The organism is Actinokineospora pegani (assembly GCF_009745975.1).
Lineage (GTDB): Bacteria > Actinomycetota > Actinomycetes > Mycobacteriales > Pseudonocardiaceae > Actinokineospora > Actinokineospora pegani.
In genome coordinates this window covers 58,718-83,941 of the sequence record NZ_WHOL01000060.1, presented here as the reverse complement: position 1 = coordinate 83,941, position 25,224 = coordinate 58,718, and the positions used below count along the sequence as shown (strand labels likewise).

The 25,224-nt window shown below is 73.4% G+C and carries 27 protein-coding genes and 1 tRNA gene; 20 read left to right on the top strand and 8 right to left on the bottom strand.

All coding sequences use genetic code 11. The features are described from left to right. Together GCL84_RS06705 and GCL84_RS06700 are read right to left on the bottom strand one after the other, a co-directional pair. The coding region (locus GCL84_RS06705; protein ID WP_156754483.1) for a tyrosine-type recombinase/integrase at nucleotides 1–849 on the bottom strand (849 nt) is incomplete at its 3' end. 116 nt (nucleotides 850–965) lie between these two features. After that, nucleotides 966–1,039: transfer RNA gene (locus tag GCL84_RS06700), tRNA-Pro, on the bottom strand. A gap of 154 nt (nucleotides 1,040–1,193) precedes the next feature. On the opposite strand from GCL84_RS06700, the gene GCL84_RS06695 reads away from it, so the two are divergent. After that, entirely contained in the window at nucleotides 1,194–2,003 is an 810-nt protein-coding gene (locus GCL84_RS06695; protein ID WP_197523062.1) for an alpha/beta fold hydrolase, read from the top strand. On the opposite strand, the gene GCL84_RS06690 is transcribed toward GCL84_RS06695, so the two are convergent. Next, nucleotides 1,989–3,011 (bottom strand): CobW family GTP-binding protein, encoded by a 1,023-nt coding sequence (locus GCL84_RS06690; protein WP_235926036.1) that lies wholly within the window; start codon nucleotides 3,009–3,011, stop codon nucleotides 1,989–1,991. The genes GCL84_RS06695 and GCL84_RS06690 overlap by 15 nt on opposite strands. Nucleotides 3,012–3,133: 122 nt before the next feature. Between GCL84_RS06690 and GCL84_RS06685 the strand changes: the two genes are divergently transcribed. The 12 genes from GCL84_RS06685 to GCL84_RS06635 all read left to right on the top strand — a co-directional run bounded on the left by GCL84_RS06685 (nucleotide 3,134) and on the right by GCL84_RS06635 (nucleotide 13,509). Next, nucleotides 3,134–3,886 carry a sugar phosphate isomerase/epimerase family protein gene (locus GCL84_RS06685; RefSeq protein WP_156754482.1) on the top strand — a complete coding sequence of 251 codons (753 nt, stop codon included), beginning with the start codon at nucleotides 3,134–3,136 and terminating at the stop codon, nucleotides 3,884–3,886. Beyond that, nucleotides 3,883–4,854, top strand: coding sequence for an ABC transporter substrate-binding protein (locus tag GCL84_RS06680; protein WP_156754481.1), 972 nt, complete (start codon nucleotides 3,883–3,885; stop codon nucleotides 4,852–4,854). Before GCL84_RS06685 ends, GCL84_RS06680 begins: the two co-directional genes overlap by 4 nt. Then, the gene (locus GCL84_RS06675; protein ID WP_156754480.1) at nucleotides 4,851–5,768 is read left to right on the top strand and encodes an iron chelate uptake ABC transporter family permease subunit; all 918 of its coding nucleotides are present in this window, start codon (nucleotides 4,851–4,853) and stop codon (nucleotides 5,766–5,768) included. Before GCL84_RS06680 ends, GCL84_RS06675 begins: the two co-directional genes overlap by 4 nt. After that, the gene (locus GCL84_RS06670; RefSeq protein WP_156754479.1) at nucleotides 5,768–6,700 is read left to right on the top strand and encodes a FecCD family ABC transporter permease; all 933 of its coding nucleotides are present in this window, start codon (nucleotides 5,768–5,770) and stop codon (nucleotides 6,698–6,700) included. Before GCL84_RS06675 ends, GCL84_RS06670 begins: the two co-directional genes overlap by 1 nt. Further along, on the top strand, nucleotides 6,697–7,485 hold the full coding sequence (locus GCL84_RS06665) for an ABC transporter ATP-binding protein (protein ID WP_156754478.1): 789 nt from the start codon (nucleotides 6,697–6,699) through the stop codon (nucleotides 7,483–7,485). The genes GCL84_RS06670 and GCL84_RS06665 overlap by 4 nt, the downstream gene beginning before the upstream one ends. Nucleotides 7,486–7,533: 48 nt before the next feature. Further along, entirely contained in the window at nucleotides 7,534–7,641 is a 108-nt protein-coding gene (amiA, locus tag GCL84_RS30565) for a streptamidine family RiPP (RefSeq protein WP_268891331.1), read from the top strand. 55 nt (nucleotides 7,642–7,696) lie between these two features. Further along, nucleotides 7,697–8,476 (top strand): hypothetical protein, encoded by a 780-nt coding sequence (locus tag GCL84_RS06660; protein WP_156754477.1) that lies wholly within the window; start codon nucleotides 7,697–7,699, stop codon nucleotides 8,474–8,476. Continuing rightward, the gene (locus tag GCL84_RS06655) at nucleotides 8,466–9,806 is read left to right on the top strand and encodes a CocE/NonD family hydrolase (RefSeq protein ID WP_156754476.1); all 1,341 of its coding nucleotides are present in this window, start codon (nucleotides 8,466–8,468) and stop codon (nucleotides 9,804–9,806) included. Before GCL84_RS06660 ends, GCL84_RS06655 begins: the two co-directional genes overlap by 11 nt. Continuing rightward, entirely contained in the window at nucleotides 9,803–11,098 is a 1,296-nt protein-coding gene (locus tag GCL84_RS06650; RefSeq protein ID WP_156754475.1) for a YcaO-like family protein, read from the top strand. Before GCL84_RS06655 ends, GCL84_RS06650 begins: the two co-directional genes overlap by 4 nt. Continuing rightward, nucleotides 11,095–11,643, top strand: coding sequence for a nitroreductase family protein (locus GCL84_RS06645; protein ID WP_156754474.1), 549 nt, complete (start codon nucleotides 11,095–11,097; stop codon nucleotides 11,641–11,643). The genes GCL84_RS06650 and GCL84_RS06645 overlap by 4 nt, the downstream gene beginning before the upstream one ends. An 88-nt stretch (nucleotides 11,644–11,731) precedes the next feature. Then, the gene (locus GCL84_RS06640; protein WP_156754473.1) at nucleotides 11,732–12,901 is read left to right on the top strand and encodes a vWA domain-containing protein; all 1,170 of its coding nucleotides are present in this window, start codon (nucleotides 11,732–11,734) and stop codon (nucleotides 12,899–12,901) included. Next, nucleotides 12,898–13,509, top strand: coding sequence for a class F sortase (locus tag GCL84_RS06635; protein WP_235926035.1), 612 nt, complete (start codon nucleotides 12,898–12,900; stop codon nucleotides 13,507–13,509). The genes GCL84_RS06640 and GCL84_RS06635 overlap by 4 nt, the downstream gene beginning before the upstream one ends. Before the next feature lie 10 nt (nucleotides 13,510–13,519). On the opposite strand, the gene GCL84_RS06630 is transcribed toward GCL84_RS06635, so the two are convergent. Then, a complete protein-coding gene (locus tag GCL84_RS06630; RefSeq protein WP_156754472.1) occupies nucleotides 13,520–14,017 on the bottom strand; it encodes a MarR family winged helix-turn-helix transcriptional regulator in 498 nt (165 codons plus the stop codon). A gap of 90 nt (nucleotides 14,018–14,107) precedes the next feature. Between GCL84_RS06630 and GCL84_RS06625 the strand changes: the two genes are divergently transcribed. Together GCL84_RS06625 and GCL84_RS06620 are read left to right on the top strand one after the other, a co-directional pair. Further along, nucleotides 14,108–15,016 carry an EamA family transporter gene (locus GCL84_RS06625; RefSeq protein ID WP_156754471.1) on the top strand — a complete coding sequence of 303 codons (909 nt, stop codon included), beginning with the start codon at nucleotides 14,108–14,110 and terminating at the stop codon, nucleotides 15,014–15,016. Further along, nucleotides 15,013–15,672, top strand: a complete 660-nt coding sequence (locus tag GCL84_RS06620) for an NAD(P)-dependent oxidoreductase (protein ID WP_156754470.1) — start codon at nucleotides 15,013–15,015, stop codon at nucleotides 15,670–15,672. The genes GCL84_RS06625 and GCL84_RS06620 overlap by 4 nt, the downstream gene beginning before the upstream one ends. Here GCL84_RS06620 and GCL84_RS06615 read toward each other — a convergent pair. From GCL84_RS06615 to cmk, 4 genes are all read right to left on the bottom strand, one after another. Further along, nucleotides 15,669–16,904 carry an MFS transporter gene (locus GCL84_RS06615; RefSeq protein ID WP_156754469.1) on the bottom strand — a complete coding sequence of 412 codons (1,236 nt, stop codon included), beginning with the start codon at nucleotides 16,902–16,904 and terminating at the stop codon, nucleotides 15,669–15,671. The two genes, GCL84_RS06620 and GCL84_RS06615, sit on opposite strands and share 4 nt — an antisense overlap. 232 nt (nucleotides 16,905–17,136) lie before the next feature. Further along, entirely contained in the window at nucleotides 17,137–18,570 is a 1,434-nt protein-coding gene (gene der / locus GCL84_RS06610) for a ribosome biogenesis GTPase Der (protein WP_156754468.1), read from the bottom strand. Next, nucleotides 18,567–19,238, bottom strand: a complete 672-nt coding sequence (locus GCL84_RS06605; RefSeq protein WP_156754467.1) for a lysophospholipid acyltransferase family protein — start codon at nucleotides 19,236–19,238, stop codon at nucleotides 18,567–18,569. Before GCL84_RS06605 ends, der begins: the two co-directional genes overlap by 4 nt. After that, nucleotides 19,235–19,933 carry a (d)CMP kinase gene (gene cmk / locus GCL84_RS06600; RefSeq protein ID WP_156754489.1) on the bottom strand — a complete coding sequence of 233 codons (699 nt, stop codon included), beginning with the start codon at nucleotides 19,931–19,933 and terminating at the stop codon, nucleotides 19,235–19,237. The genes GCL84_RS06605 and cmk overlap by 4 nt, the downstream gene beginning before the upstream one ends. 236 nt (nucleotides 19,934–20,169) lie before the next feature. On the opposite strand from cmk, the gene GCL84_RS06595 reads away from it, so the two are divergent. The 5 genes from GCL84_RS06595 (at nucleotide 20,170) to GCL84_RS06575 (ending at nucleotide 25,218) form a co-directional block, all read left to right on the top strand. Then, entirely contained in the window at nucleotides 20,170–20,661 is a 492-nt protein-coding gene (locus GCL84_RS06595; RefSeq protein ID WP_156754466.1) for a metallophosphoesterase family protein, read from the top strand. 414 nt (nucleotides 20,662–21,075) lie between these two features. Continuing rightward, nucleotides 21,076–21,576 carry a hypothetical protein gene (locus GCL84_RS06590; protein ID WP_156754465.1) on the top strand — a complete coding sequence of 167 codons (501 nt, stop codon included), beginning with the start codon at nucleotides 21,076–21,078 and terminating at the stop codon, nucleotides 21,574–21,576. Between the two features lie 179 nt (nucleotides 21,577–21,755). Further along, a complete protein-coding gene (cysD, locus tag GCL84_RS06585) occupies nucleotides 21,756–22,667 on the top strand; it encodes a sulfate adenylyltransferase subunit CysD (RefSeq protein WP_197523059.1) in 912 nt (303 codons plus the stop codon). After that, the gene (gene cysN, locus GCL84_RS06580; protein ID WP_156754463.1) at nucleotides 22,667–24,490 is read left to right on the top strand and encodes a sulfate adenylyltransferase subunit CysN; all 1,824 of its coding nucleotides are present in this window, start codon (nucleotides 22,667–22,669) and stop codon (nucleotides 24,488–24,490) included. The genes cysD and cysN overlap by 1 nt, the downstream gene beginning before the upstream one ends. Beyond that, a complete protein-coding gene (locus tag GCL84_RS06575) occupies nucleotides 24,487–25,218 on the top strand; it encodes a 3'(2'),5'-bisphosphate nucleotidase CysQ (RefSeq protein WP_156754462.1) in 732 nt (243 codons plus the stop codon). Before cysN ends, GCL84_RS06575 begins: the two co-directional genes overlap by 4 nt. The last annotated feature ends 6 nt before the right edge of the window (nucleotides 25,219–25,224 follow it).

Genomic DNA, 25,224 nt, shown 5'->3' with positions numbered 1-25,224 from the left:
GTGCGGGTAGAGGCTCGGGATGCCCGCGGCGTCGCCGAGGCGGTGGACCATGCTCTTGACCCCGGCGATCGTCAAGGGCTTGCGGCCGGTCTCGTCCAACCAGAAGTGCGGCAGGGCGGCCCCGGGTTTCTTCGACCGGGCCCGGTCGTACTTGGACAGGGTGCGGCCGGTGCGGTCGCCGAAGGTCACGATGCGCTCCTTGGCCCCCTTGCCGTGGACTTTGATCCGGTCCAGGCGCAGGTCGACGGTTGCGGTGTCTAGAGAGGTCATCTCCGCGCAACGCAGGGCAGTGTCCAGGAACGACTCCACTAAGGCCCGGTTGCGCAGTGACCGGAAATCCTTACCGGTGCACTGGGCCAGCAATGCCTCGATCTGGTCATCGGTCAGGATCGGGGTGAGCTTCTGCCCCTTCTTCGGCAGGGTCAGCTTGGTGAACGGAGAAAACTCGATCTCATCGTCCTCTTCGAGGAAGCGGAAGAACTGCTTGGTGACCTTGAACTTGTTCACCGCGGTCGAGTCCGACCGGGTGGAGATCATCCAGTAGATGTACTCCTGGATGTGTTCCTTGGTCACCGCACACGGGTCCTCAGCGGCTGCGGCGATGTCGATGCCGGTGAACCGCGATTCCCAGTCCTCGGCCCATTCGCGGTGGGCCTCACCGGTGTGTTCGTCGAGCGGTGCGCCCTGGGACAGCCAGTGATAGAAGTTCGCCAGCTGCACGACGCCGAGTTCGTAGTTGTAGCGGGTGGACTTGGGCTTGTTGTTGCTCCGCAGCGACCGGTCCCAGGCGATCACGTACCGTGACCATGTGGGGTTGGTGGGCAGTGGGGGCTCGGGCTCGTAGGACATGTGCTCTACCTCAGGGTCAAGGTGGCACCGAGCGCTGTGCTCGGTGTGGGAGCACGGCCCAAGCACAGAAAAGAGGAGCCTTCACAGGCTCTCACCTGCGAAGACTCCTCTGACCGTCGGGCTGACAGGATTCGAACCTGCGACCCCTTGACCCCCAGTCAAGTGCGCTACCAAACTGCGCCACAGCCCGGCCACACCCGCTCTCGCGGCTGCCCAGTAAGACTAGCGCACGGCACCGACCAGGTTTCGTGGGGGGCTGAGTGTGGCGCGGGCTACAGACCGATGGGCGCGACGGCGGGCTTAGGGTGGCGTTGACCTGGCAGGGAGCGAACGGGGAGGGTGTCGTGGGTGTTGTGGAGGTCGGGGGGCGGGCTCTGAGGTATGTGCGGCGGGGGCGGGGGGAGCCGCTGTTGTTGATTCAGGGGATGGGGGGGCATCACGGGATGTGGACTGAGGGGTTTTTGGCGGGGCTGGAGGGGGACTTTGACGTTGTTGCGTTTAGTCATCGGGGGGTGGCTGGGGGTGGGCGGGTTGATGAGGGGTTTTCGGTGGGGGAGTTGGCTGGGGATGCTGTGGGGGTGTTGGACGCGTTGGGGATTGGTAGTGCGCATGTGATGGGGATCAGTTTGGGTGGGATGGTGGCTCAGGAGGTGGTGGTGCGGTACCCGGGGCGGGTGCGGTCGGTGGTGTTGGGGTGCACTTATGCGGGGCCGGATGGTGGGGCGTTGGATGCGCCTGGGCCGGTGCGGATGATGCAGGCCGCCGCCACGCGTGATGTCTCCGTGTCTATGCGGGCGGCGTTTGAGGCGAACTTGTCCGCTGGGTATCGGGAGCGGCCGGGGGCGTTTGAGGGGTTTGTGGAGCTGGCGTTGTCCGAGCAGGTGCCTGCGGCGGTGATCGCTCTGCAGATGCGGGCGGCGGTGGAGCATGACGCGGTGGCTCGGTTGGGGGGTGTGACGGCTCCGGCGTTGGTGGTGCATGGGTCTGAGGACGAGATGATCTGGCCGAAGAACGGGGAGCACGTGGCTGGGTTGATCCCGGGGGCCCGGTTGGAGGTGTTCGAGGGGGTTGGGCACCTCTTCTGGTGGGAGCGGCCTGAGCGGACCGCGGCGTTGGTGCGGGAGCACGCGCTCGGGCGGTCATCGGCCCTCTAGCTCGTCCTCCCACTCGGCGAAGGGGTCGGTGAACTCGGTGGGGGCCAGCAGGGCCAGTTCCTCGTCGGTGGCCAGGGCGCCGTGGAGGGCTTCGAGGATCTTGGCGGGGGTGCGCGTGGTGGTGATGATGACCAGGTCCTGGTGGCCGTGATCGGTCTCGGGCCACGGGCCGAGGTTGCCGACGGACAGGCCGCCGCCCGCTGACTCCAGCCACAGGGCGGTGGTGGGCTGGCTGGCCAGGTGGAGGCGGCCCCGGGTGCGGATGACGTCCTCGAGCAGGGTGTCGAGGCTGGTGTTGAGCCGGTTGGGGTGGAACGGGCGCTCGGTGGTGAAGCGCAGGACCGAGATGCCGTGGGCCGGGTGCAGCGGGGTGTCGGGGCGCAGTGGCGGGGCCCAGATGTCGTCGAAGCGGCCGCGGCGGGAGTTGGGGGGGATCGAGGTCAGCAGGGCGGGGACGTCCAGGGTGGTGTGCTCGTGCCGGGGGGTGCCGGGGACCAGGCGGTCGAGGGCGGCCTCGACGGCGGGGTTCGGGGGGCCGGTGAGGACCAGGGCGTCGGCGAACTCGGCCTGGCCGACGAGGACCTGGGCGACGGTGCGGTCGTCGGCGTCGGCGGCGGACAGGCCGCGGTCGGCCAGGGCGTCGGGGCTGGTGGTCTCGGTCAGCCAGGTCGCGCGGTCGACGACGGACACGACCGCCTCGACGCGCACGTCGGAGCCGTGGAGGGCGACGCAGACCGGCTCGGGTTCCAGGGCGGGGTCGAGGTGGACGACCACGCGGCCGCCGAGGCCGGTCAGGAGTGGGACGAGGTCGAGCCGCAGGGTGCAGGACGCGCACCCGTGCGCCAGTTCCAGGACGGTCAGCTCGCCGTCCACCCAGCGGCGGACGACGCCCGCGGCCAGGTCGCGCAGGTCGTAGCGGACCAGCGCGGACCCGGGCAGCGCCTGCCACATCCGCACGTCGACGTCGTGGTCTGTCATGCCTGCGACGAGCAGTACCTCGGTAGTCACCGGACGAGCCTAACGGAAACGATTGTCAATAACGACGTTGGCGGTGTGTGATCGATCGGACTTGATAACCGTTGTCATGTTCGGTACATCTATCAGGTCACCCACTCGAGCGAAGGGGTCGCATGATCACGCCAGGACTGGCCTCGGTGACGTTCCGGGGCAGATCGGCCGAGGAGGTCGTCGGGCTGGCCGCGGGCCTCGGCGTCCTCGAGTGGGCGGGCGACGCCCACGTGCCCGCGGGCGACCTCGGCGTGGCCGGGAGGGTCGGCGGGCTGACCCGCGACGCGGGCCTGCGGGTCGGCTCGTACGGGTCGTACTACAAGAGCGGCGACAGCGACCCGGCCGACTTCGCCGCGGTCCTCGACACCGCCGAGGCGCTGGGCGCGCCCCGGGTGCGGGTGTGGGCCGGGGTGCGCGGGTCGGCCGAGGTGTCGGCGGGCGAGCGCGCCGCCGTCACCGACGACCTGCGCCGGTGCGCGGAGCTGGCGGCCGGGCGCGGCCTCGCGGTGACCGTCGAGCACCACGTGTCGTCGCTGACCGACGACCTGGGCTCGGCCCGGCGGCTGGCCGCCGAGGTGCCCGGCCTGGTCGGGCACTGGCAGCCCCGGGAGCTGCCGGACGTCGACGAGTGCCTGGGCGAGGTGCGGGCGCTGCTGCCCGGGATCGCCGCCGTGCACGCCTTCTCGTGGGGCGCGGACGGCTTCACCGAGCGGTTGGCGCTGGCCGAGCGCCCCGACCTGTGGCGGCCGGTGCTGGCGGAGCTGGCGGCCGACGGGGTCGACCGGGACGTGCTGCTGGAGTTCGTGCGGGACGACTCGCCGGAGGCTTTCCGGGAGGACGCGGCGGTGTTGGTGGATTGGATCGGTGAGCTGTGAACAGAGCTGTTGTCCTGCTGGTGGGCGCGTTGCTGGTGGGCGCGTGCGCGGCCCCGGACGCTGAGGAGTCCGCTGTCGCGGCGGCCCCGGTCGAGCGCTCCGCGGCCCCGCTGGAGCCGTCGCTGCGGATCACCGACCCGCACGGCGTCGAGATCGCGCTGGACAAGGCGCCCGAGCGGATCGTGTGCCTCAACGGGCTGTGCGACGACGTCCTCACCGACCTCGGCATCGCCCCGGCGGGCACCACCAACCCGACCCTGCTCGCCCACCCCGCCCTGCTCGGCGACGCCGCGGCGGCGGTCCAGACCGTGCCGGGCACCTTCGGCAGCGAGGACGTCGAGGCGATCGCGGGCCTGCGGCCCGACCTGGTGATCGGCCTGCCCGGCGTGCACGACGGGCTGCGGCCCGCCATCGAGAAGTTCGCCCCGCTCTGGCTGGCCGACCCGGTGACCTGGCAGGAGTCCGTCGGCTACCTGCGGGCGCTCGGCGCGCTGACCGGGCGGACGGACCGCGCGGTCGAGGCGGAGCGGGCCTTCCGGGCCAAGCTCGCCGACGCCGTGGAGGGCACGCGCGTGGACGGGCGCTCGGGGCGCAGGACGCTGCTGATGTACGGCAGCGCCGACTCGATCGGCGTCGACACGGCTTCCTCGCTCAAGGGTGACCTGCTGGGGCAACTGTTCTCCTACCCGTTCGCGGCCAAGGGCGGCGACAGCGACACCGCGTCGAACTACAGCGTCGAGGAGCTGCTGGCCAAACAGCCGGAGGTCATCTTCGTGTACTCGCTGCTGTTCTCCGCCGAGGACAAGACTCTTAGCGCGCAACTCGCGGACAACCCCATCTGGCGCGAGATCCCCGCGGTGCGCGCGAACCAGGTGCACGAGGGGCACGCGAAACTATGGGGCTCCGGCCGCGGGTTGCGCAGCCTGTCCGCCATCATCGACGAGGCGCTGGCCAAGGTCCCGGCTTGAGGCTGGTCGCGCTCCTCGGTGTCTTCGCCGCGGTGGCCGCGCTCGCCCTGGGCACCTCGTTCGTCCTGTTCCCCACGACGCACCTGGAGCAGGTCGTCGTGTGGCAGTTGCGCGCGCCGCGGTTGCTGCTCGGCGCCGCGGCGGGCGCGTGCCTGGGGGCGGCCGGGCTGCTGCTGCGCACGTCACTGCGCAACCCGCTGGCGGTGCCGGAGCTGCTTGGTGTGTCCGGTGGCGCGGCGGCGGCGGTGGGCACGTGCATCGCGTTCGGGCTGTCGGTGCCTGGCGCGCCGCTCACCCCCGCTCTTGTGGGAGCGGCGGTGGGCGGCGCGTTGACGCTGTTGGCGGTGCGGGGCGCGAAGGGGCCTGCCGCCGTGCTGCTCGTCGGGGCGGCGGTGGGGTCCGCGTGCCAAGCGGTGCTCTTGGCGGCGACGGCGATGACCGACTCGCGGGAGCAGGGGGTGCTCGTGCGGTACCTGCTCGGGTCGCTGACGGGGACGACTTGGTCGGCGTTGGTGCCTGTGGGTGTGGGGCTGGTTGTGGCTGTGCCCGCGTTGGTGGCGGTCTTACCGCGAGTGCGGCTGTTGCGGTTGGGGGACGAGGAGGCGATGTCGGCCGGGTTGCGGCCCGGGCGGGCCAGGTTGGCGGCGCTGGCGACGGCGTCGTTGCTGGTCGCGGTGGTGGTGGCGCAGGCGGGGCCGATCGCGTGGGTGGGGTTCTTCGCGCCCGCGCTGGCTGAGCGGCTGGGGCGGTCGGGGGTTGTGGCGGCGGCGTCGGTGGGGGCCGTCGTGGTGGTGGGGGCGGATGTGTTGGCCAGGACCGTGCTCTATCCGATCGAGTTGCCCGTGGGCGGGTTGACGGCGTTCGCGGCTGTGGCGCTGGGGTTGCTGACGGCGCGGAAGAGGGTGCGCGTGTGATGCGGATCGGTGGGCTGGGGGTGCTGCTCGTGGTGGCGTGCTTCGCGCATATCAGCGTGGGGTCCACCGGGGCCGGGCTTTTGGCGTTGTTCGGGGATGACGCGGGGGCGCGGATGGTGGTGTGGGAGTTGCGCGCGCCTCGGTTGCTGGTGGGGTTGTGCGCGGGTGCGTGCCTGGGGTTGGCGGGGGCGATCTTGCAGGCCGCTGTGCGGAACCGGTTGGCCTCTCCGGAGATCACGGGTGTGGGGTCGGGGGCGGTGTTGGGGGCCGTTGCGGCGTCGACGGTCGGGGGGTTGGCTGCGCAGCCCGCGGCGATGGCGGGGGCCGCGCTGGTGGGTGGGCTCGTGGGCGGTGGATTGCTGTGGGTTGTCGCGGGGCGGTCTGGGGATGTGGCGGTGCGCGGTGTCGTGGTCTCGGCGGTGTTGGTGGGTGGGACGTTGTTGTTGTTGACGGCCAAGCCGCAGTTGGCGGGGGCGGTGTCGCGGTGGTTGCTGGGGTCGTTGGCGGGGCGGACGTGGGAGCACCTGGCGCCGTTGTGGCCGGTGCTGGTGGTCGCGCTGGTCGTGGCGTGCGGGCTCGCCGGGGTGATGGACGTGCTCGCGGTCGACGACGACCACGCGCACGCGGTCGGGCTCGCGGTGGTGCCGTGGCGGACCGCGGCGCTGGTGACAGCCGCGTTGGCGACGGCGGGGGCCGTGGCGGCGGTGGGGGCCACGGCGTTCGTGGGGTTGCTGGCGCCGCACGCGGCCCGCGCGCTCGTGGGGCCGCTGCACCGGCGGTTGCTGCCCACCGCGGCGTTGGCGGGGGCGTTGTCCGTGGTGGCGGCGGATGCGTTGGGGCAGGTGGTCGGCGTTCCCGCGGGCGCTGTGACGGCGCTGCTGGGGGCGGGCGTTCTTGTTGTTGTCGCTCGGCGGACGGGAGGTTTCGGGTGATCGCGGAGGTTCCGCTGAGTGCTCGCGGGGTGCGCGTGCGGTTCGGCGAGCGGGAGGTGCTCGCCGGGGTCGACATCGACGTGCGGTCCGGTGAGTGGGTGAGTCTGCTGGGGCGCAACGGCTCCGGCAAGACGACGCTGTTGCGCGTGCTCGCCGGGCTGCTGCGGCCCGACCAGGGCGCGGTGCTGCTCGGCGGTGACCCGATGGCCGGGCTGGGCAGGCGGGAGGTGGCCCGGCGGCTGGCCCTGCTGCCGCAGTCCGCCCCCGTGGTCGCGGGGCTGACCGTGCGGCAGTTCGTGCGGCAGGGGCGGTACGCGGCGCGCGGTCCGCTCGGGATGCTCGCCGACACCGACGACCCGCACGTGCGGGAGGCGTTGCGCGCGACCGGGGTCGACGAGTGGGCCGACTCGCCTCTGGACCGGCTCTCCGGCGGACAGCGGCAGCGGGTGCGGCTGGCGCTCGCCCTGGCGCAGGACGCGCCGGTGCTGCTGCTGGACGAGCCGACGACGTTCCTCGACCTCCGCCACCAGGTCGAGGTTCTGGAACTGGTGCGCGCGTTGCAGCACGAGCGCGGGCTGACCGTCGTCTCCGTGCTGCACGACCTGGCGCAGGCGGCCCGGTACACCGATCGCGTGGTGGCGCTGCGGGACGGCGTCGTGCACGCGGACGGCGAGCCTGGCGACATCGTGGACAGCCAGTTCCTGCGCGCGGTCTACGGCGTCTCGGGCGAAGTCCTCCAGATTACGACGAATGGGTTGTTGAAAACGATTGTCGTTCCTGATTAGCTGGTGAAGCGGTCACCGCGACCGTGAACCGACAGAAAGGGGACTGCCGTGGACAACGTCTTCGTGCACGTCGAGGAAGAGCGCCTGCTGCCGCACAACTCCGCCAGCCACAGCAACGCGCTCGTCGAGAACCCCTTCGACGGCGACGACGAGTGATCGACCCCGGGGCCGCCGCACCGGCGGCCCCGGGCCACCCGACGGGAGGCAGCCAGTGGACACCCTCAAGCCCGGCACGGCCCTGTTCGACGGGCCCACGGGGCCGGTCCTGCGGGACGCGACCGGCGAGCTGTTCGGCGTCGCGCTGCCGCCCGAGTCGCTGGACCGGGTGCGCGCCGCGCTCAGCGGCCCCGGGCCCCGGCCCGACGAGCTGGCCGCCTTCGCCCGCGCGGGCCACCTCGGCGCCCGGCCGCGGCTGGACCGCCCCACCGTCGCCGTGGTCGCAGGCGGTCCGGCCGCCAGTGCCCTGATCACCGCCCTGACCGGCGCCCTCGACCTCGCCGGGGCCGCCCCGGTCCGGCTGCCCGCCGACCTCGACGCGCTCCTGGCCGCCGACCCCGCCGCCGTGTGCGCGTGGCACGACGGTCCCGCGCCCGCGGCCTGGGCGGACCTCGACGCGCTCGCCGACCGGGGCGTGGCCTGGCAGCGGATCAGCCGCGAGGGCAGGCACGTCCTGTTCGAGCCGATCGGCACCGGCCACCGCGACGTGCGGCTGCGCAGGCTCGCGGCCGCGGGCTCCGGGCACGGCCACCTCGCCGCCTACTGGGCGGGCGACGGCCTCCGCGGCGACGACGCCCCCGACGCCGCCGAGCGGGCGCTCATCGCCGCGCTGGCCGTGAAGGACCTCGTCCGCCACCTCACCGGCGCCACCCCCGCGCCCGGCGGCCTGACCCCGGCGGGGGTCCCGCCGCACCGCAGGCTGCGCGTCCTGGACCTGGACAGCGGGGAGATCGCCGACCACCCCGTGCTGCCCGTGCCCGCCAGTGCCCCGTGACCTCGCCCTCGCCGGGCTGGCGCACACCCTGGTCGACTCCGGCGGCGACGGGCCGCTGGTCCTGATCCGCACCCCTTACGGCCGTCACCGCCACCTCGCTGAGGCGCGCGGTTGGGCGCGGAGGGGGTTCCCGTGCGTGGTCGGTGATGTGCGGGGGCGCCACGGCTCCGGTGGCGCCTTCGAGCCCTACCGGCATGAGGCAGGCGATGGCGCGGCGGTGCTCGACGAGCTCGCGCGGCTCGGCCATGACCGGGTGCTCTGCGTGGGGGCCTCCTACGCCGCGCATTGCGCTGTGACATCGGCGATCGCCCGGCCCGGGCAGGTTGTCGGGGTGGTGGCGGCGGTTCCCGCGCTGGGGCTCGGTGAGACGGCGCGCGAGCCGGGGCGGGCCGCGCGGTTGGCCTGTCGGATCGGGTGGTGGAGCGAGAACGCGCGCCCGGCCCGTCATGCCGATCCCGCGCGCCTGCCGGTGGTGGACGCCGTCGAGGGGTGGGAGGAGTTGTGGGACGCGCCGGAGCGCACCGCTGCTGTGTGGGACCACGTCGGCGGGGTGCGCGTGCCGTTGCTCGCGGTGGGCGGGGTGCGTGACCCGTTCGCCGCGGACACCGAGCGTCTGGCTGCCGCGTGGGGTGGACCGACGCGGTTGGTCATGGGGCCTTGGGGGCACGAGCTGGACGCGGGTGAGCCTGGGGCCGCGTTGGCTGGGCGGCGGATCGGCGCGCTCTACACCGCGTGGGCTCGCACATGCGCGGATTTGGCTGGAGACAAGGCCTTTGTGGCTGTGGACGGGTGGCGTCCCCTTGGGTCCGCGCGAAGCGAAATGTCGTTGAGCGTGGATCGGGCGCGGTTCACCGCTGATCCCGAGGAGCCGTGGCGGTCTGTGCCGTTGGGGGCGGCTGCCGACGACGGGCCGTGCGCGGTGCTGAGCGCGGTCTTGCCCGAAGGGGAGCTGCGCGGGTCGATCGAGGTGGTTCTGACTGTGGTCGCTGATTGCCCGGACGCCGATTGGGTGGTCCGGTTGGTGCACGGCGGTGTCCACCACGCCCACGCGGTCCGGCGCGTGCGGCACGAGCCGGGGGTTGCGCGCGAGGTGCGCGTCGAGCTGCCGCCGGTCGGGCTGGCCGTGTCCGGACCCGTGCGGCTCCAGGTCGGCGGCCACCACTGGCCCCGGCACGCCCGCAACCCGCACACCGGCGAGGACCCGGTGCGCGCCACGCGCCTGCTGCCGAGCACGCGCGTCGTGCTGGCCGCGACCGCGTCCTTCCCACTGCACCCGGCGGGCGCGGACGCCGAGCCCGCCGCGGACCTGATCCAGGAGGTCGCCTCGTGACAACCCCGTACCCGCTGCTGGTCGACCCGCTCACGGGCATCGTCCGCAGGCTCGTCGACGTCGCGCCCACCCCGGGGACCCCGCGCCGCTACCGGGCCGTCACCGCCGAGGTCGCCGACGCGCGCAGGCTCGGCGCCTGGCCCGCCGACCGGGTCAGCCTCGGCACCACCTTCGGCGACGTCGACGCGGCCCGGGCCGCCGCCGTCGGCGAGGCCGTGGAGCGCTACTGCGGCAACCGGGTCCCGCCCGGTCTGCGCACCGCCACGGCGGCCGAGCTGCGGGCTGAGGGCGTGCGCCACCTCGGGCCGGACGACTTGCCGTTCTTCACCGCCGAGCAGCACTCCTGGCCGGGGTTCCCGTACCAGCCCTTCACCGAGGACCTCCCGATCGCGTGGGCGGAAGGCGATGAGCGGGGCGAGCGGTGCCTGGCGCCCGCGTCCTGGGTCTACTTGAACTACCACTCGGGCGCGCGCCGCGAGGAGCCGCGGCTGCACCACCTCAACTACGCGGGCATCGCCACGGGCACCAGCGCCGAGGACGCCGCCACGCGGGCCTTGTTGGAGCTGGTGGAGCGGGACGCGTTGGAGCGGTGGTGGCACCTGGGGGCGCCCACCGCGGGCATCCCGGTCTCGTCCGTGCCGGGGTTGGCGGCGGAGTTGGAGGGGTGCCCGCTGGACGTGCACCTGGTCGAGCTGCCGACCGAGCACCCGGTGTCGTGTGTCGCCGCCGTGGCTGTCGATCGGGAGACGGGGATCGTCGCAGGCGGCGGCGCGGCGCGGTTCGACCCGGTGGAGGCGTGCGTGAAGGCGGTCTTGGAGGCCGTGCACACGTGGATCTTCACGCAGGGGTTGCTGGAGGAGGACGGGTGGGTGTTCCAGTCGATTCGCGCGGGCATCCTCGCGGAGGGGCTTTACCTGCCGCACCGGGCCGATCGCGCTTACCGCGACTTGGTAGGGGAGAACCACGGGGCGGTTCGCGATCTGGGTGCCCAGGTCCAGGTGTGGCTCGACCCGCGCGTGCAGGCGGACCTGTTGGGGCGGTTCACCTCGCCTGACCGCACGGTCGGGCTCGAGCGGCGGGGAGATGCCGAGGACCTGCGGGCGAGCCTGGCGGGGGAGCGGGTCGTGACGGTCGACTTGACGACCCCGGACGTCGCCGAGGCGGGGTTGAGCGTGATCCGGGTGTGCGCGACCGGGCTGGTGCCCAACGCGCCCGCCGCGTTCCGCTACCTCGGGCTGCCCCGGTGGGGGGACACGTCGACTTTCGTCGCCGAGCCGCCGCCGTTCCTGTGATCGCGCTGCCTGAGCCGGGGCCGCTGGCGATGCCGCTGGGGGAGGCGCTGCTGTCCCGGCGGTCCCGGTACCGGTACGAGCCGGTGGGGTTGGCCGCGCTGGGGTCGTTGCTGGGGTGGGCCGTGGGGGTGCAGCGGCACGTCGACGGGCATGTGCTGGGGATGAACCCGACCGCGGGCGGGTTGCCTTCTCTCGCGGTGCATGTTGTTCGCGACGGGGAGGTGTTGGAGTACCTGCGCGCGGAGCACGCGTTGCGACCCGTTGGCGCGGGGTCGTTGGAAGGGGTGTTCACACAACCGGAGTTCGAGTCCCGCGCGTCGACAGTGGTTGTGCTGAGCGGGTTGCTGGGGCCTGGGTTGGAGAAGTACGGGGAGGTGCATCAGAGCACGGTGCGGTTGGACGGCGGGATCGCGTTGCAGAACCTGTACTTGGTGGGGACGGCGTTGGGGCTGAGGTGTTGCGCGGTGGCGGGGTTCGACGTGGTGCGGGTGAGGGAGCTGGCGGGAGGTGAGGGGGACCCGTTGGCGCTGTTCGTTGTCGGGTAGGTGATCGATGATCACTCGAACGAGTGGTTTCGCGTGCCGCACCCGCTCGTTGTAGGGATGCAGTTCCTACAACGTGAGGACACCAGGGATGAGAAGGCTCGCAGCCGGCATGGCCGCGGTGCTGGTGCTGACCAGCGGTGCGCAAGCGGTGGCCGTGGACGGCACGCTGCCCGGCGGAGCCGGGATCGCGGTGGACATCGAGACGCCGCTGCTGGACACCGTCATCCCCAAGGGGGCCACCACGGTGGTCGGCACGGCGTCGGTCGGCACGGGCGCGGTGCCGCCCGCGACCTCGGTGACCTACGTGCTGGACGGGTCCGGCAGCCTGGGCGACGACGGGTTCGCGCAGGAGAAGGCGGCCATCGAGCAGTTCCACCGGCGGTACGCGATGGACCCCGGGTACGGCATCGGCAGCGTGGGCCTGGCGACCTTCGCCACCGACGGGCGCAGCCTCGACGTGGACGCGGCCCCGGGCACCCAGCTCGCCGTCGGCCCGGCCGCCGACAACGACGGCGACGGCGACGCGGACTTCCTCGAGGCGCTGCGCGACATGCCCTACCTGGACGGGGCGACGAACTTCACCGCGGGCCTGCGGCACGCGGCGGAGGTGTCGGCGGCGACCACGGGCACGCGCAAGCTGGTGCTGTTCCTGTCCGACGGCAGGCACAACGCCGACGACGGCACCGAGGCGGCGCGCATCCTGGCCGACCTGCCCGAGCAGGTCGACATCCACACCTTCGGCTTCGGCCCCGACGCCTCGTGCCAGGGCAGCAGGGTGAGCCTGGAGCAGATCGCGCGGGCCACCGGCGGCGCCTGCTCGCTGTCGGGCTTCGACGACCTGGGACAGGCGCTGTCGCGGCTGCTGGCCTCCGAGCTGCACCACCTGACGCTGACCGTGGACGGCGGCCCGGAGCTGCCGATCACCGACATCACCCCCGCCCTGCCCCAGCCCGGGCCCAAGCAGGTCCGCTACACCGTGCGGACCCCGCCGTTGGACGTGGGCGACCACCCGCTGTGCGTCACCGCCCACGGCAGCGACTACGCGGGCCAGGGGAAGGTCACCGAATGCACCAACGTGATCATCCTCGAAGCCGGCACCACGCCCCCCGCGCCCAGCACGACCCCGCCCGCCGATGTCCCCACGACCCCGACCAGCCCCGGCAGCCCACCGCCCGCGGCGGCGCTGCCCGGCAACGGCCAGGTCAGCGTCATCCCGGTCGGCGGCGTGGCCACCGGCGGCGGGACGGCGGCCCGGTGAGCCGCCGCCGTGCGCTCGTCGCCGCGATCCTGGCCGGTCTCGCCGGTCTGCTCGTCATGAGCCCGCTCTGGTCCCCGGGCGACACCACGGACGCGCGCCCCGCCGGGCCGACCGGCGCCGCGCCCGCGGCGGTGTCCGCCACCGCGCCCGCGGCGGTGTCCGCCACCGCGCCGCTCGAGGTGCGCATCCCCGCGCTCGGCGCCCGGTCCAGCCTCATCCCCTTGGGGCTCAACGCCGACGGCACCGCCGAGGTCCCCTCGCTCGACCAACCCCTGCAGGCGGGGTGGTACAAGCACGGTCCCGCACCCGGCGACCCCGGCCCCGCCGTCGTCCTCGGCCACGTCGACGGCCGCGGCAGGCCCGGTGTCTTCCACGACCTGGCCACACTCGTCCCGGGCGACCGCGTCGAGGTCACCCGGGGCGACCGGAGCACGGCCGCCTTCACCGTCCGGCAGGTCGACCGCGTCGCCAAGGCCGACTTCCCCACCCAGGCCGTCTACGGCGAGACCACCGGCCCGCAACTGCGCCTGATCACCTGCGGCGGCGCCTTCGACGAGGCCACCGGCGACTACCAGGACAACGTCATCGTCTACGCCGACCTCGCCTGAGCGGCGGCCGTCAGGCCTGGTCCTCGTTGTCGTGGAGCAGGACGCGGAGCAGGCCCGCGAGTTGTTCGCGCTGGCGGGCCGTCATGGCGCGGAGCAGGCGCTCCTCGTTGGCGACGTGGTCGAGCAGGGCCGCATCGATGACCTCGTGCCCGTGCGGCGTGAGGGCGACGCGGATCGTGCGGCGGCTGTGCGGGTCCGTCTCGCGGGTGATGAGGTCTTTGGCGAGCAGCCGGTCGAGCCTGTTCGTGATCGCGCCCGAGGTGACCATGGCGCTGTCCGCGAGCTGCCCCGCCGTCAGGCCGCGCCCGTCGACGTCGGCGCGCCGCAGGGTCGCGAGCAGGTCGAACTCCCCGGGGTGCAGGCCGTGTCGGGTGAAGACCCGCTGCAACTCGCGCTCGAACAGCCGGGTCAGCCGGGAGAGCCTGCCCAGCACGCCCATCGGGCTGACATCGATGTCGGGGCGCACCCGCGCCCACTGGGCGATGACGCGGTCGACGCTGTCCTCCACCCTGAACTCCTCAACGTTGAACTGTTTGACGTGAGTCAGACTAGCACCGTATGGTCTGAGCGTTGAATAGTTCAACGTTGAGGAGTTGTGGTGGGCAGGCTCTCGGTCACGGCGCTCACGGCGATCGCGCCCGCGGTGTGGGGGACGACGTACGTCGTGACGACCGAACTGCTGCCTCCCGGGCATCCGCTGTTCGCCTCGCTGGTGCGGGCGCTGCCCGCGGGGCTGCTGGCGATCGCGGTGACCCGCGCGGCGCCCACGGGCGCCTGGTGGTGGAAGTCCGCCGTGCTGGGCGTGCTGAACGTCGGCGCCTTCTTCGCACTGCTGTTCATCGCCGCCTACCACCTGCCCGGCGGGGTGGCCGCCACCCTCGGGGCCGCGCAGCCCCTCGTCGTCGCGGTCCTCGTCGTGGTCGTCCTGCGCGAGCCGTTCTCCGCGTGGCGCCTGTCGTGGGGCGTCGTCGGCATCGCCGGTGTCGCGTTGGTCGTCTTGCGCTCCACCGCGGCCCTCGACGCGGTGGGTGTGGTCGCCGGGCTGCTGAGCGCGGTCCTCATGGGGGCGGGCGTCACTCTCACCAAGAAGTGGGGACGGCCCGCGGGGGTGCCCGCGATGGGACTGGCCGGGTGGCAGTTGACGGCCGGGGGGCTGTTCCTGCTGCCCATCACGCTGCTCTTCGAGGGTGTGCCCACGGCCGTCGACAGCGCGGCACTCGCGGGCTACGCCTGGCTCGGGGTCGTCGGCGGGCTGCTCGCGTACACGCTGTGGTTCGGCGGCATCGCCCGTCTCCCGGTCGCCTCGGTCGCCGTGCTGGGTCTGCTCTCCCCGCTGGTCGCCGCGACCCTGGGTGCGCTGCTGTTGGGGCAGACGCTCGGCGCGGTGCAGATCGTCGGGTTCGCCCTCGCCCTGACGGCGATCGCCGCGGGCCAGACCACCCCCAGTGGGACAACGACCACCGAGGCCGATCAGCAGGTCGCCGTGCGGACAAGGAGGGCATTGTGAAGATCGCCGTTGTCGGGGTGACGGGGATGGCGGGCTCCCGCGTCGCGGCGGAAGCGGTTCGCCGTGGGCACGTCGTTTCCGGGTTCTCGCGTTCGGGGGGCGGTGGCGGAGGGGTCGCGTCGTTCACCGCCGACGCGACCGACCCGGGGGCCGCGGCCCGCGTGGCGGCGCGGCACGACGTCATCGTGCTCGCCACCAGGCCGACCCCCGGGGCCGAGGACGGGGTCCGCGCGTTGGTGACCACGGTTCTCGACGCGGCCCTGGGCTTCGGACGCCGCGTCCTCGTGATCGGCGGCGCGGGCCCGCTGCGGAGCCCGGACTCGGACCTGCTCGTGGTCGACGACCCGCGTTTCGTCCCCCGGCGGTGGCGAACCACGGCGCGGGCCAGCGTCGACCAGTTCAACGCCTGCCTGTCACACCCCGCGGACTGGACCTACCTGAGCCCGCCCGCGCTGTTCGCGCCCGGCGACCGCACGGGCGCCTACCGGCGGGGCGGGAACCGCATCCTCGTCGACGCCGACGGGGAGTCGCGGATCACCGCCGAGGACCTCGCCGTCGCCGCCCTCGACGAGATCGAGAGCCCACGGCCCGGGCCGCGCCACTTCACCGTCGCGGCCGCGTTCGAGCCGCCGGGCCCCGGCTGTGGCTCCACTTAGGACTTGGCGACCGTGGCAGGCGCGGCTGTGGCCGCCTTGCGGAGGGTGGGTGTCGCCCAGGCGAGGACGACGCCGGTGAACAGGACGGTCACCCCCGCCGCCAGGCCCGCCCGGGGGCCCGCGGCGACGGCGACCGTGCCCGCGAGGGCGGCGCCCGCGGGTTGGCCGACGCCCCAGGAGAGCATGCGGGCGGTGGTGTTGACGCGGGATTGCAGCTCCGCTGGGCAGACCTGCTGGCGGTAGGTGATGGCGTTGATGACGACCGTCGAGTGCGCGGTCCCCCACGCCACCGCGGCCGCGCCCGCGATCAGCCAGTGCGTGGTCAGCAGGGTCGTGGACGCGCAGAGCAGGGAGACGGGCAGGGCGCCGAGTGCCAGGCGCGCGCCGCCCCAGCGGCTGGTGAGCTTGGGGACCAGGCGCGCGGCGACGACGGCGCCGACGCCCCAGCAGCTGAACAGGACCGCCAACCGGGCGTCGCCGGTGGGGGAGACGCCGAGGACCTGGTCGGCCCAGGGGACCAGGACGGCGATCCACGCGCCGGAGGCGGCCGAGTGGGTGGCGCCGACGAGGGTCAGGGTGCGGACGGTGGTGTTCGACCAGAGGAACCGCAGGCCGGTGCCGATGTCGCTGACCAGGGTCGGGCGGGTCTCGCGCCTGCTCGACAGCGTCCCCCGGATCGCGCGCACCAGCAGCGCCGACCCGGCGGCGGCGACCGCGTGCAGGCTGATCAGCGCGCCCGGCGCCAGGACGGTGACCAGCAGCCCCGCGACCGGCATCGCGGTCAACTCGACCAGCGTCGACCGGCCGTAGACCTTCGAGTACGCCTCGGTCAGCCGCTCCTTGCCCACCAGTGACGGCAGCGCCCCGAAGTTGGCCGCGTCGAAGAAGACGAACCCGGTCTGCGCCAGGAACGCCACCCCCACCACGTGCGGCGCGGTCAGCGCGTCCAGCGCCCACGCCACCGGGACGGTCGCCAGCGCCGCCGCCACCGCGAAGTCCAGCGCCACCATCAACCGCCTGCGGTCGACCCGGTCCGCCACCGCCCCCGCGACCAGCCCGAACAGCAGGTACGGCAGCGCCTCCGCCACCGCGACGACGCTCGTCCACCCCGCTGACCCGGTCAACTGGTAGACGAGCACCGGCAGCGCCACCACCGACACGAGGCTGCCCGCGACGGAGAGCAGGCGGGCGGTCAGGTAGCGGCCGAAGTCGCGGGAGGCGGTCGACGTCATGCAGGCATGATAATGGGAATCATGTGCAACAGCGGGGCGGGTGCGGGCGCCGCCCCGTGCGGGTGCGCCCAGCAGGCCTAGGCCGTGTTTCGCCGAGTCCGTTCGATGAGAGTCGTGATCGGGGTGGTTCCTGGCGGTGCGGGGTGGAGGTGCCGGTACCGGTGCCTCCACCCCGTGCCGTCAGGGGCCGCTCCGGCGCGGCCATCGCGGACAGCGGCTTTCGAAACACGAACTAGCGCTTGCGGTCCTTCTTCTCGCGGACGCGGACGGAGATGCGGACGGGGCTGCCGGAGAAGCCGAACTGCTCGCGGAGCTTGCGCTCGATGAAGCGGCGGTAGCCCGCCTCGAGGAAGCCGCTGGTGAACAGCACGAACGTCGGCGGGCGGGTGCCCGCCTGGGTGGCGAAGAGGATCTTGGGCTGCTTGCCGCCGCGCACGGGGGGCGGGGTGGCGGCGACCAGGTCCGAGATCCAGGAGTTGAGGTGGCCGGTGGAGATGCGGGTGTCCCAGGACTCCAGGGAGCGGCGCAGCGCCGGGGCGAGCTTGCGGACCGAGCGGCCGGTCAGCGCCGAGACGTTGACGCGCTCGGCCCAGGGGACGCGGACCAGGCCCCGGTCCAGTTCCTTGTCCAGTTGCAGGCGGCGGTCCTCGTCGACCAGGTCCCACTTGTTGAAGGCCAGGACCAGGGCCCGGCCGGACTCGACGACCATCGTGAGCACGCGCAGGTCCTGCTCGGCGATGGGCTCGCCCGCGTCGATCAGGACGATGGCGACCTCGGCGGACTCGATGGCGGCCTTGGTGCGCAGGGAGGCGTAGTACTCCATGCCGCTGGCGAAGTTGACCCGCTTGCGCAGGCCCGCGGTGTCGACGAAGCGCCAGACCTCGTCGTCGAGGTCGACCAGGGAGTCGACCGGGTCGACGGTGGTGCCCGCGACCGAGTCGACCACCGAGCGGTTCTCGCCGGTGAGGCGGTTGAGCAGGCTGGACTTGCCGACGTTGGGCTTGCCGACCAGCGCCACCCGGCGCGGGCCGCCCGGGGTGGCGCCGTAGGTCTCCCTCGGCGTCTCCGGCAGCGCGGCGAGGATGGCGTCGAGCAGGTCGCCGGAGTTGCGCCCGTGCAGGGCGCTGACCGGGAACGGCTCGCCGAGGCCGAGCGACCACAGCGCCGCCACGTCGGGCATCAGCCGCTGGTCGTCGACCTTGTTGGCCACCAGGATCACCGGCGTCTTGGACCGGCGCAGCACCCTGGCCACGGCCTCGTCGGTCGAGGTCGCGCCGACCGTGGCGTCCACGACGACCAGCACCGCGTCCGCGTGCGTCATCGCGTACTCGGCCTGCGCGGCGATGGCGGCGGGCAGGCCCTCCAGGCCCGGCTCCCAGCCGCCGGTGTCCATCACGGTGAACCGGCGGCCGCTCCACTGCGCGTCGTAGGTGACGCGGTCGCGGGTGACGCCGGGGACGTCCTGCACGACCGCCTCCCGGCGGCCCAGGATGCGGTTGACCAGGGTGGACTTGCCGACGTTGGGCCTGCCGACCACGGCCAGCACCGGGGTCGGCGCGCCCGCCTCGGCGTCGTCGGTGTCGAACGCGCCCTCCAGGGCGGCCCAGTCGGACTCGTCGGACCAGGTGCCGTCGAGTGCGGTCTCGAAGCTGTCAGCGTCGCTCATGGTGCTGCCTTGTTCTGTGGGGACGAGGGCCTGCGCCGCTCGTCGAGGTCGCGCACCAGCTCGGCGAGCCGGGCGCGGATGGTCTCGGTGGCGGTGGCCAGGCCCGCCCTGCCCGGGCCCACCCGCGGGTCGAAGGGCTCGCCGACCACCAGGTCGACGACCGGGCGCAGCCGCCACGCCGCGCCAGGGGGGCGCCGGGTGCCGCGGGTGGCCACCGGCAGCACGCGGGCCCCGGAGGTGCGCACCAGCCAGGCCGCGCCCTGCTCGGCCGCGGCGACGTCGCCCGCGCCGCGGGTGCCCTCGGGGAACACGCCGACCAGCCCGCCGTTGCGCAGCACCTGGACGGCGGCCATCAGCGGGGCCCGGTCCGGGGTGCCGCGGCGCACCGGGATCTGGCCGAGGCCGCGCAGCGCCCAGCCCAGCGGGCCGTGGAACAGCTCGCTCTTGACCAGGAACACCGCGCGCCGGGGCAGGCCGCCGAACAGCAGTTGCGGCTCGACCAGCGAACTGTGGTTGGCCACCAGCACGACCGGGCCGGTGGCGGGGACGCGGTCGCGGTGGTGCCAGCGCACCCGGTGGCCGGGGCGGTGCACGGTGCGCGCGAGCACCCTGCCGACCTCGTGCAGCCAGGGCTTGGCGTCGATGGGCAGGTCGGGGCCGGGCGTCACGGTTCGACCCGCCCGACCCCGGCGCCGCCGACCAGGCCGCGCTCGCGCACGATCGCCAGTAGCTGCTCGAGCACGCCGTCGACGTCGAGGTCGGTGGTGTCGACCTCGACGGCGTCCACGGCCGGGCGCAGCGGGGACACGGTGCGGGTGGAGTCGAAGTGGTCGCGCCGCTCGACGTCCGCCCGCGTGGTGTCCACCGTGGACTCGCGGCCCTCGGCGGCGTCCTGGTTGGCGCGCCGGGCGGCGCGGGCGTCGGCGGAGGCGGTGAGGTAGACCTTGAGCGGGGCGTCCGGCGCCACCACGGTGCCGATGTCGCGGCCCTCGACGACGATGCCGCCCAGGGTGGCCCGGCTCTGGCTGATGATCCGCCGCTGCAGCGCCACCAGCAGCTCGCGCACCCCGGCCACCGCGGAGACGGCCGAGACCGCCCCGGTCACCTCGGGCCCGCGGATCTCGCCGTCGACCGCCGCGCCGTCCAGCCGCACCGCCGACTCCGCCGGGTCGGTGCCGATGCCCAGGTCGACGGCCTCGGCCACGCGCAGCACGGCGGGCCCGTCGGCCGGGTCGACCCCCGCGCGCAGCACGGCCAGGGTCACCATCCGGTACATCGCGCCGGTGTCGAGGTACCCGGCCCCGAGCGCCCTGGCCAGCCCCCTGGCCACGGTGGACTTGCCGGTGCCCGAGGGACCGTCCATCGCGACGACCCCGCGCAGTTCACCCTGTCCCACCGCTGTGCCCTCCTCGTCCCGCCGCCCTGTGCCACGCAGCGTCCCATTCTGCCTGGTGGCCCGGACGGGGGACGCACCCCCCGGTCGGGTGACCGCGGGCCGCCGCCGCGCGGTCGCCTGCTCGGCCGCGACGACGGCGGCCGTCGGCTGTCCGGGGTGGGTGGGGCGAGCGGGCCGGGCCCCGTGGGGAGCATGATGGGGTGGTGCGAGTCGTTGTGCTGTCGGACACCCATGCGCCGCGGCGGTGGAAGGCGTGCCCGCCGAGGGTGGCCGAGCACCTGCGGGACGCCGACGTGATCCTGCACGCGGGTGACGTGTGCGTGCCCGGGGTGCTCGACGAGCTGGCGGCCTACGCGCCGGTGCACGTGGTGCGGGGCAACAACGACGGGCCCGACATCGCCGAGTGGGGCGCGCCGGAGACCCTGGAGTTGGACCTCGCCGGGCTGCGGGTGGCCATGATCCACGACAGCGGGCAGAAGGCCGGGCGGGCGGCTCGGATGCGCGAGCGCTTCCCCGACGCCGACCTGGTGGTGTTCGGCCACTCCCACATCCCGCTCGACCACACCGAGGCGGGCCTGCGCGTGTTCAACCCCGGCTCGCCGACCGACCGCCGTCGCCAGCCGCACGGCACGCTCGGGCTGCTGACCGTCGAAGACGGCCTGCTGGTCGCCGCCGGGATAGTGCCGGTTACCTAGGCGCCTGCAGCGCGGGGCGCTGGAGCCCCGGTCGAGGCCGGGCGAGGAGTCCCGCCGCGGTCCCGGTGCCCGGACGGCGCCGGGAGTTGAGGGGTTCACCGCCGCCGGGTGTCGAGGTCACGTCGCATTATTCCGATTAGCCGAATCCGCGCATTCGCGGTAGGTTCTTTTCGGGAAAATGGCCCGCATTGTGAAGAACAACCGCCTTCGGTCCTGTTCTGGTGCAGTCGGATTCGAGACCTGTGCGACCGCCGGTCCATCGCCGGTGAACAGGCTCATCGTCGACCGACGCGAGGAGGGGTGATGGGCGACGCCGAGGCGGTGTGCGATTCACCGGTCTGCGCGCGTCCCGTGAATGCCGGTTTCCGGTTGTGCGGGCAGTGCAGACAGGTGTTAGGCAGGGAATTGTTGTCGTTGCCGGGCTTGCACCGGGGGTGCGGCACCCGGTTGGGCGGCCAGCGCGACCCCGGGGTGCGCGACAGCGGGGTGCGCCAGGAGGCGGTGCGGGTGCGCGCCGACGTCGTCGACGTCCTCGGTTCGTGGTGCGGGCTGGTGGTCGGCGAGCGCGGCACGGTCGGGCCGGGCTCGCCCGCGGTGGAGGACCTGGTGGTCTTCCTCGACATGAACCTCGCGTGGCTGGCCAGCCACGACGCCGCGGGCGACTTCCACGCCGAGGTCGGCGAGCTGGCCGAGGCCGGTCGGCTGGTGGTCGACCACGCGGCCAGGGAGCGCGACGTGCTCGGCTGCTGCCAGCGGCCCGACTGCGGGCAGGACGTGCGCGCCGCCGACCCCGGCGAGCGGGTGGTCCGCTGCGACGGCGGGCACGAGTGGGGGCCCGAGGCGTGGCTGGCCCTGTCGAGCAAGCCGCGCGGCGGGCACCGCTCGCGCAGGCGGCGGGCCGAGCGCAAGGGCTGATCGTGCCGGGGGAGCGTGCTCCCCGTGTTTTCCTCCCGAATGGCTCCCTGAATCCCTCACCGCTTTCGGCATGTGTTTTCACCGGCCGATCAGCGTTCAAGCGGAATTGCATCAGGAATCGTCATCGGGGTGTCAGTCTTCATCTTTCGGAATCTGTGTCGGAGGGGTGGGTCCGCGAAGTGTCTACCACGTACGAGCTCTCGCACCTGAGCGCGCTGGAAGCCGAGGCGGTGCACATCTTCCGGGAGGTCGCCGCGACCTTCGAGAAGCCGGTGCTGCTGTTCTCCGGCGGCAAGGACTCGGTGGTGATGCTGCACCTGGCGGCCAAGGCGTTCTGGCCCGCGCCGCTGCCGTTCCCGGTGATGCACGTCGACACCGGGCACAACTTCGACGAGGTCATCGCCTTCCGGGACGAGACCGTCGAGCGGCTGGGCGTCCGGTTGGTGGTCAGCAGCGTCCAGGACGACATCGACGCGGGCCGGGTGGTGGAGGAGACCGGGCCGCGCGCCAGCCGCAACCGGCTGCAGACCACGGCCCTGCTGCGCGGCATCACCGAGAACGCCTTCACCGCGGTCTTCGGCGGCGGCAGGCGCGACGAGGAGAAGGCGCGGGCCAAGGAGCGGGTGTTCTCCTTCCGCGACGCCTACGGCCAGTGGGACCCGCGCAACCAGCGGCCCGAGCTGTGGAACCTCTACAACGGCAGGCACCGCAAGGGCGAGCACATCCGGGTGTTCCCGCTGAGCAACTGGACCGAGCTCGACATCTGGCAGTACGTCCGCGACGAGGGCATCCCGCTGCCGCCGATCTACTACGCCCACCGCAGGCCCGTGGTGCACCGCGACGGGATGCTGCTGGCGCACACCCGCTTCATCACGCTGCTCGACGGCGAGGAGCCCGTCGAGGCGCTGGTCCGCTTCCGCACCGTCGGCGACGCCACCGGGACCGGCTGCGTCGAGTCCGACGCCGCGACCCCCGCGCAGGTGGTCGACGAGGTCGCCGCCACCCGCGTCACCGAGCGCGGCGCCACCAGGGCCGACGACCGGATCTCCGAGGCAGGCATGGAAGACCGCAAGAAGGAGGGGTACTTCTGATGGGACCGCTACTCCGGATCGCCACCGCGGGCAGCGTCGACGACGGGAAGTCGACGCTGATCGGGCGCCTGCTCTACGACTCCAAGACGATCTTCACCGACCAGTTGGCCGCGGTGGAGCGGACCAGCCGCGAGCGCGGCGCCGACACCCCGGACCTGTCGCTGCTCACCGACGGCCTGCGCGCCGAGCGGGAGCAGGGCATCACCATCGACGTGGCCTACCGCTACTTCGCCACCCCCAAGCGCAAGTTCGTCATCGCCGACACCCCCGGGCACCTGCAGTACACCCGCAACATGGTGACCGGCGCGTCGACGGCGGACCTGGCGCTGGTCCTGGTCGACGCCCGCAAGGGCGTGCTGGAGCAGTCGCGGCGCCACGCGTTCATCGCCAGCCTGCTGGGCATCCCGCACCTGGTGGTGTGCGTGAACAAGATGGACCTGGTCGGCTGGTCCAGGGAGCGCTTCGAGGAGATCCGCGAGGAGTTCCGCCGGTTCTCGATCAAGCTCGACGTGCCCGACCTGTCGTTCATCCCGGTCTCGGCGCTGCTGGGCGACAACGTGGTCAACCGCAGCGCGGAGATGCCCTGGTACGAGGGCAGCTCGCTGCTGCACCACCTGGAGGAGGTGCACGTCGCCTCCGACCAGAACCTCATCGACGCGCGGTTCCCGGTGCAGTACGTGATCCGCCCGCACCAGGACTTCCGCGGCTACGCGGGCACCGTCGCGGGCGGGGTGTTCCGGCCGGGCGACGAGGTGACCGTGCTGCCCTCGGGCTTCAGCTCCACCGTCGAGCGCATCTGGGGCCCGGGCGGCCGCGAGGTGGCCGAGGCGTTCGCGCCCCAGGCGGTGACCATGGAGCTGGCCGACCACATCGACATCAGCCGGGGCGACCTGATCTGCCGCCCGAACAACCGCCCGCACGTCGGGCAGGACCTCGACGCGATGGTCTGCTGGCTCACCGAGCAGTCCGAGCTGCGCCCCGGGGCGCGCTACACCGTCAAGCACACCTCGCAGGCGGTCACCGGGTCGGTGCGCGAGCTGGACTACCGGCTCGACATCAACACCCTGCACCGCGACGAGTCCGCGGCGGGCCTGGCGCTCAACGAGATCGGCCGCGTCCGGCTGCACACGCGGACCCCGCTGCTGTTCGACCCGTACAAGCGCAACCGCGGCACCGGCAGCTTCATCCTGGTCGACGAGGCGACCAACAACACCGTGGCAGCCGGGATGGTCCTCGGGCCGCGGGTGGCCGCCTCGCACGTGGTCTGGCACGGCTCGGCGGTCACCCGCGACCAGCGGGCCACCCGGGGGCGCACGATCTGGCTGACCGGGCTGTCCGGCTCGGGCAAGTCGACCATCGCGGTCGAGCTGGAGCGGCGGCTGGTCGCCGCGGGCCGCCCGGCCTACCTGCTCGACGGGGACAACCTGCGCCACGGCCTCAACTCCGACCTGGGCTTCGGCGCGGCCGACCGGACCGAGAACGTGCGCCGCACCGGTGCGGTGGCCCGGCTGCTCGCCGACGCGGGCACGGTCGCGATCGTGTCGCTGATCAGCCCGTACGCCGCCGACCGCGCCGCCGTCCGGGCCGCGCACGAGGCCGAGGGGCTGCCGTTCGTCGAGGTGTTCGTCGACACCCCGATCGCCGACTGCCAGGCCCGCGACCCCAAGGGCCTCTACGCCAAGGCGGCGGCGGGCGAGATCCGCGGCTTCACCGGGGTCGACGACCCGTACGAGGCCCCCGAGCGCGCGGAGCTGGTGCTGCGCCCGACCGACGGCGACCCGGCCGCGCTCGCCGCGACCGTGCTCGCCTTCCTCGACCGGTGAACGGCGACGCGAGGCTGGCCGCGCGGCTGGCCGAGGAGGCCGGTCGGCTGCTGCTCAAGCTGCGCGACGGGGGCGGGCCCGACCTCGGCGACCGGGGCGACACCGAGTCCAACGCCATGCTGCTGGCGGAGTTGGCCGCGTGGCGGCCGGGCGACGCGGTGCTGTCGGAGGAGGCCGTCGACGACCCGGCCAGGCTCGGCGCCGACCGGGTCTGGATCATCGACCCGCTCGACGGCACCAGGGAGTACGCGCTGCCCGACCGCGACGACTGGGCCGTGCACGTGGCGCTGTGGCGGCGCGGCCAGGGCGTCACCGCGGCCGCGGTCGCCCAGCCCGCGCTCGACCTGGTGCACTGCTCGGCCGACGAGCCGGTGCCGATGCCGGGCTGGGCGGTGCCCCGGCTGGTGCTGGTCAGCGACAGCAGGCCGCCCGCGTTCGCCGCCGGGGTCGCCGCGGCCGTCGACGCCCGGACCGCGCCGATGGGCTCGGCCGGGGCCAAGGCGATGGCGGTGCTGCGCGGAGAGGCGCTGGCCTACCTGCACGCGGGCGGGCAGTGGGAGTGGGACTCGGCCGCGCCGGTCGGCGTCGCGCTCGCCGCGGGCCTGCACGCCTCCCGGGTCGACGGCTCGCCGCTGGACTACAACCGGCCCCACCCGTACCTGCCCGACCTGCTCATCTGCCGCCAGGAGGTGGCGGGACCGCTGCTGGCGGCCATCCGGGAGCGGTGAGACCCG

Excerpts from the sequence above, each read along its gene's own strand:
- cmk (WP_156754489.1), bottom strand. The coding sequence starts at position 19,933 with ATGGACGGTCCCTCGGGCACCGGCAAGTCCACCGTGGCCAGGGGGCTG.
- GCL84_RS06615 (WP_156754469.1), bottom strand. The coding sequence starts at position 16,904 with ATGACGTCGACCGCCTCCCGCGACTTCGGCCGCTACCTGACCGCCCGC.
- GCL84_RS06685 (WP_156754482.1), top strand. The coding sequence starts at position 3,134 with ATGATCACGCCAGGACTGGCCTCGGTGACGTTCCGGGGCAGATCGGCC.
- der (WP_156754468.1), bottom strand. The coding sequence starts at position 18,570 with ATGAGCGACGCTGACAGCTTCGAGACCGCACTCGACGGCACCTGGTCC.
- cysN (WP_156754463.1), top strand. The coding sequence starts at position 22,667 with ATGGGACCGCTACTCCGGATCGCCACCGCGGGCAGCGTCGACGACGGG.
- GCL84_RS06670 (WP_156754479.1), top strand. The coding sequence starts at position 5,768 with ATGCGGATCGGTGGGCTGGGGGTGCTGCTCGTGGTGGCGTGCTTCGCG.
- GCL84_RS06640 (WP_156754473.1), top strand. The coding sequence starts at position 11,732 with ATGAGAAGGCTCGCAGCCGGCATGGCCGCGGTGCTGGTGCTGACCAGC.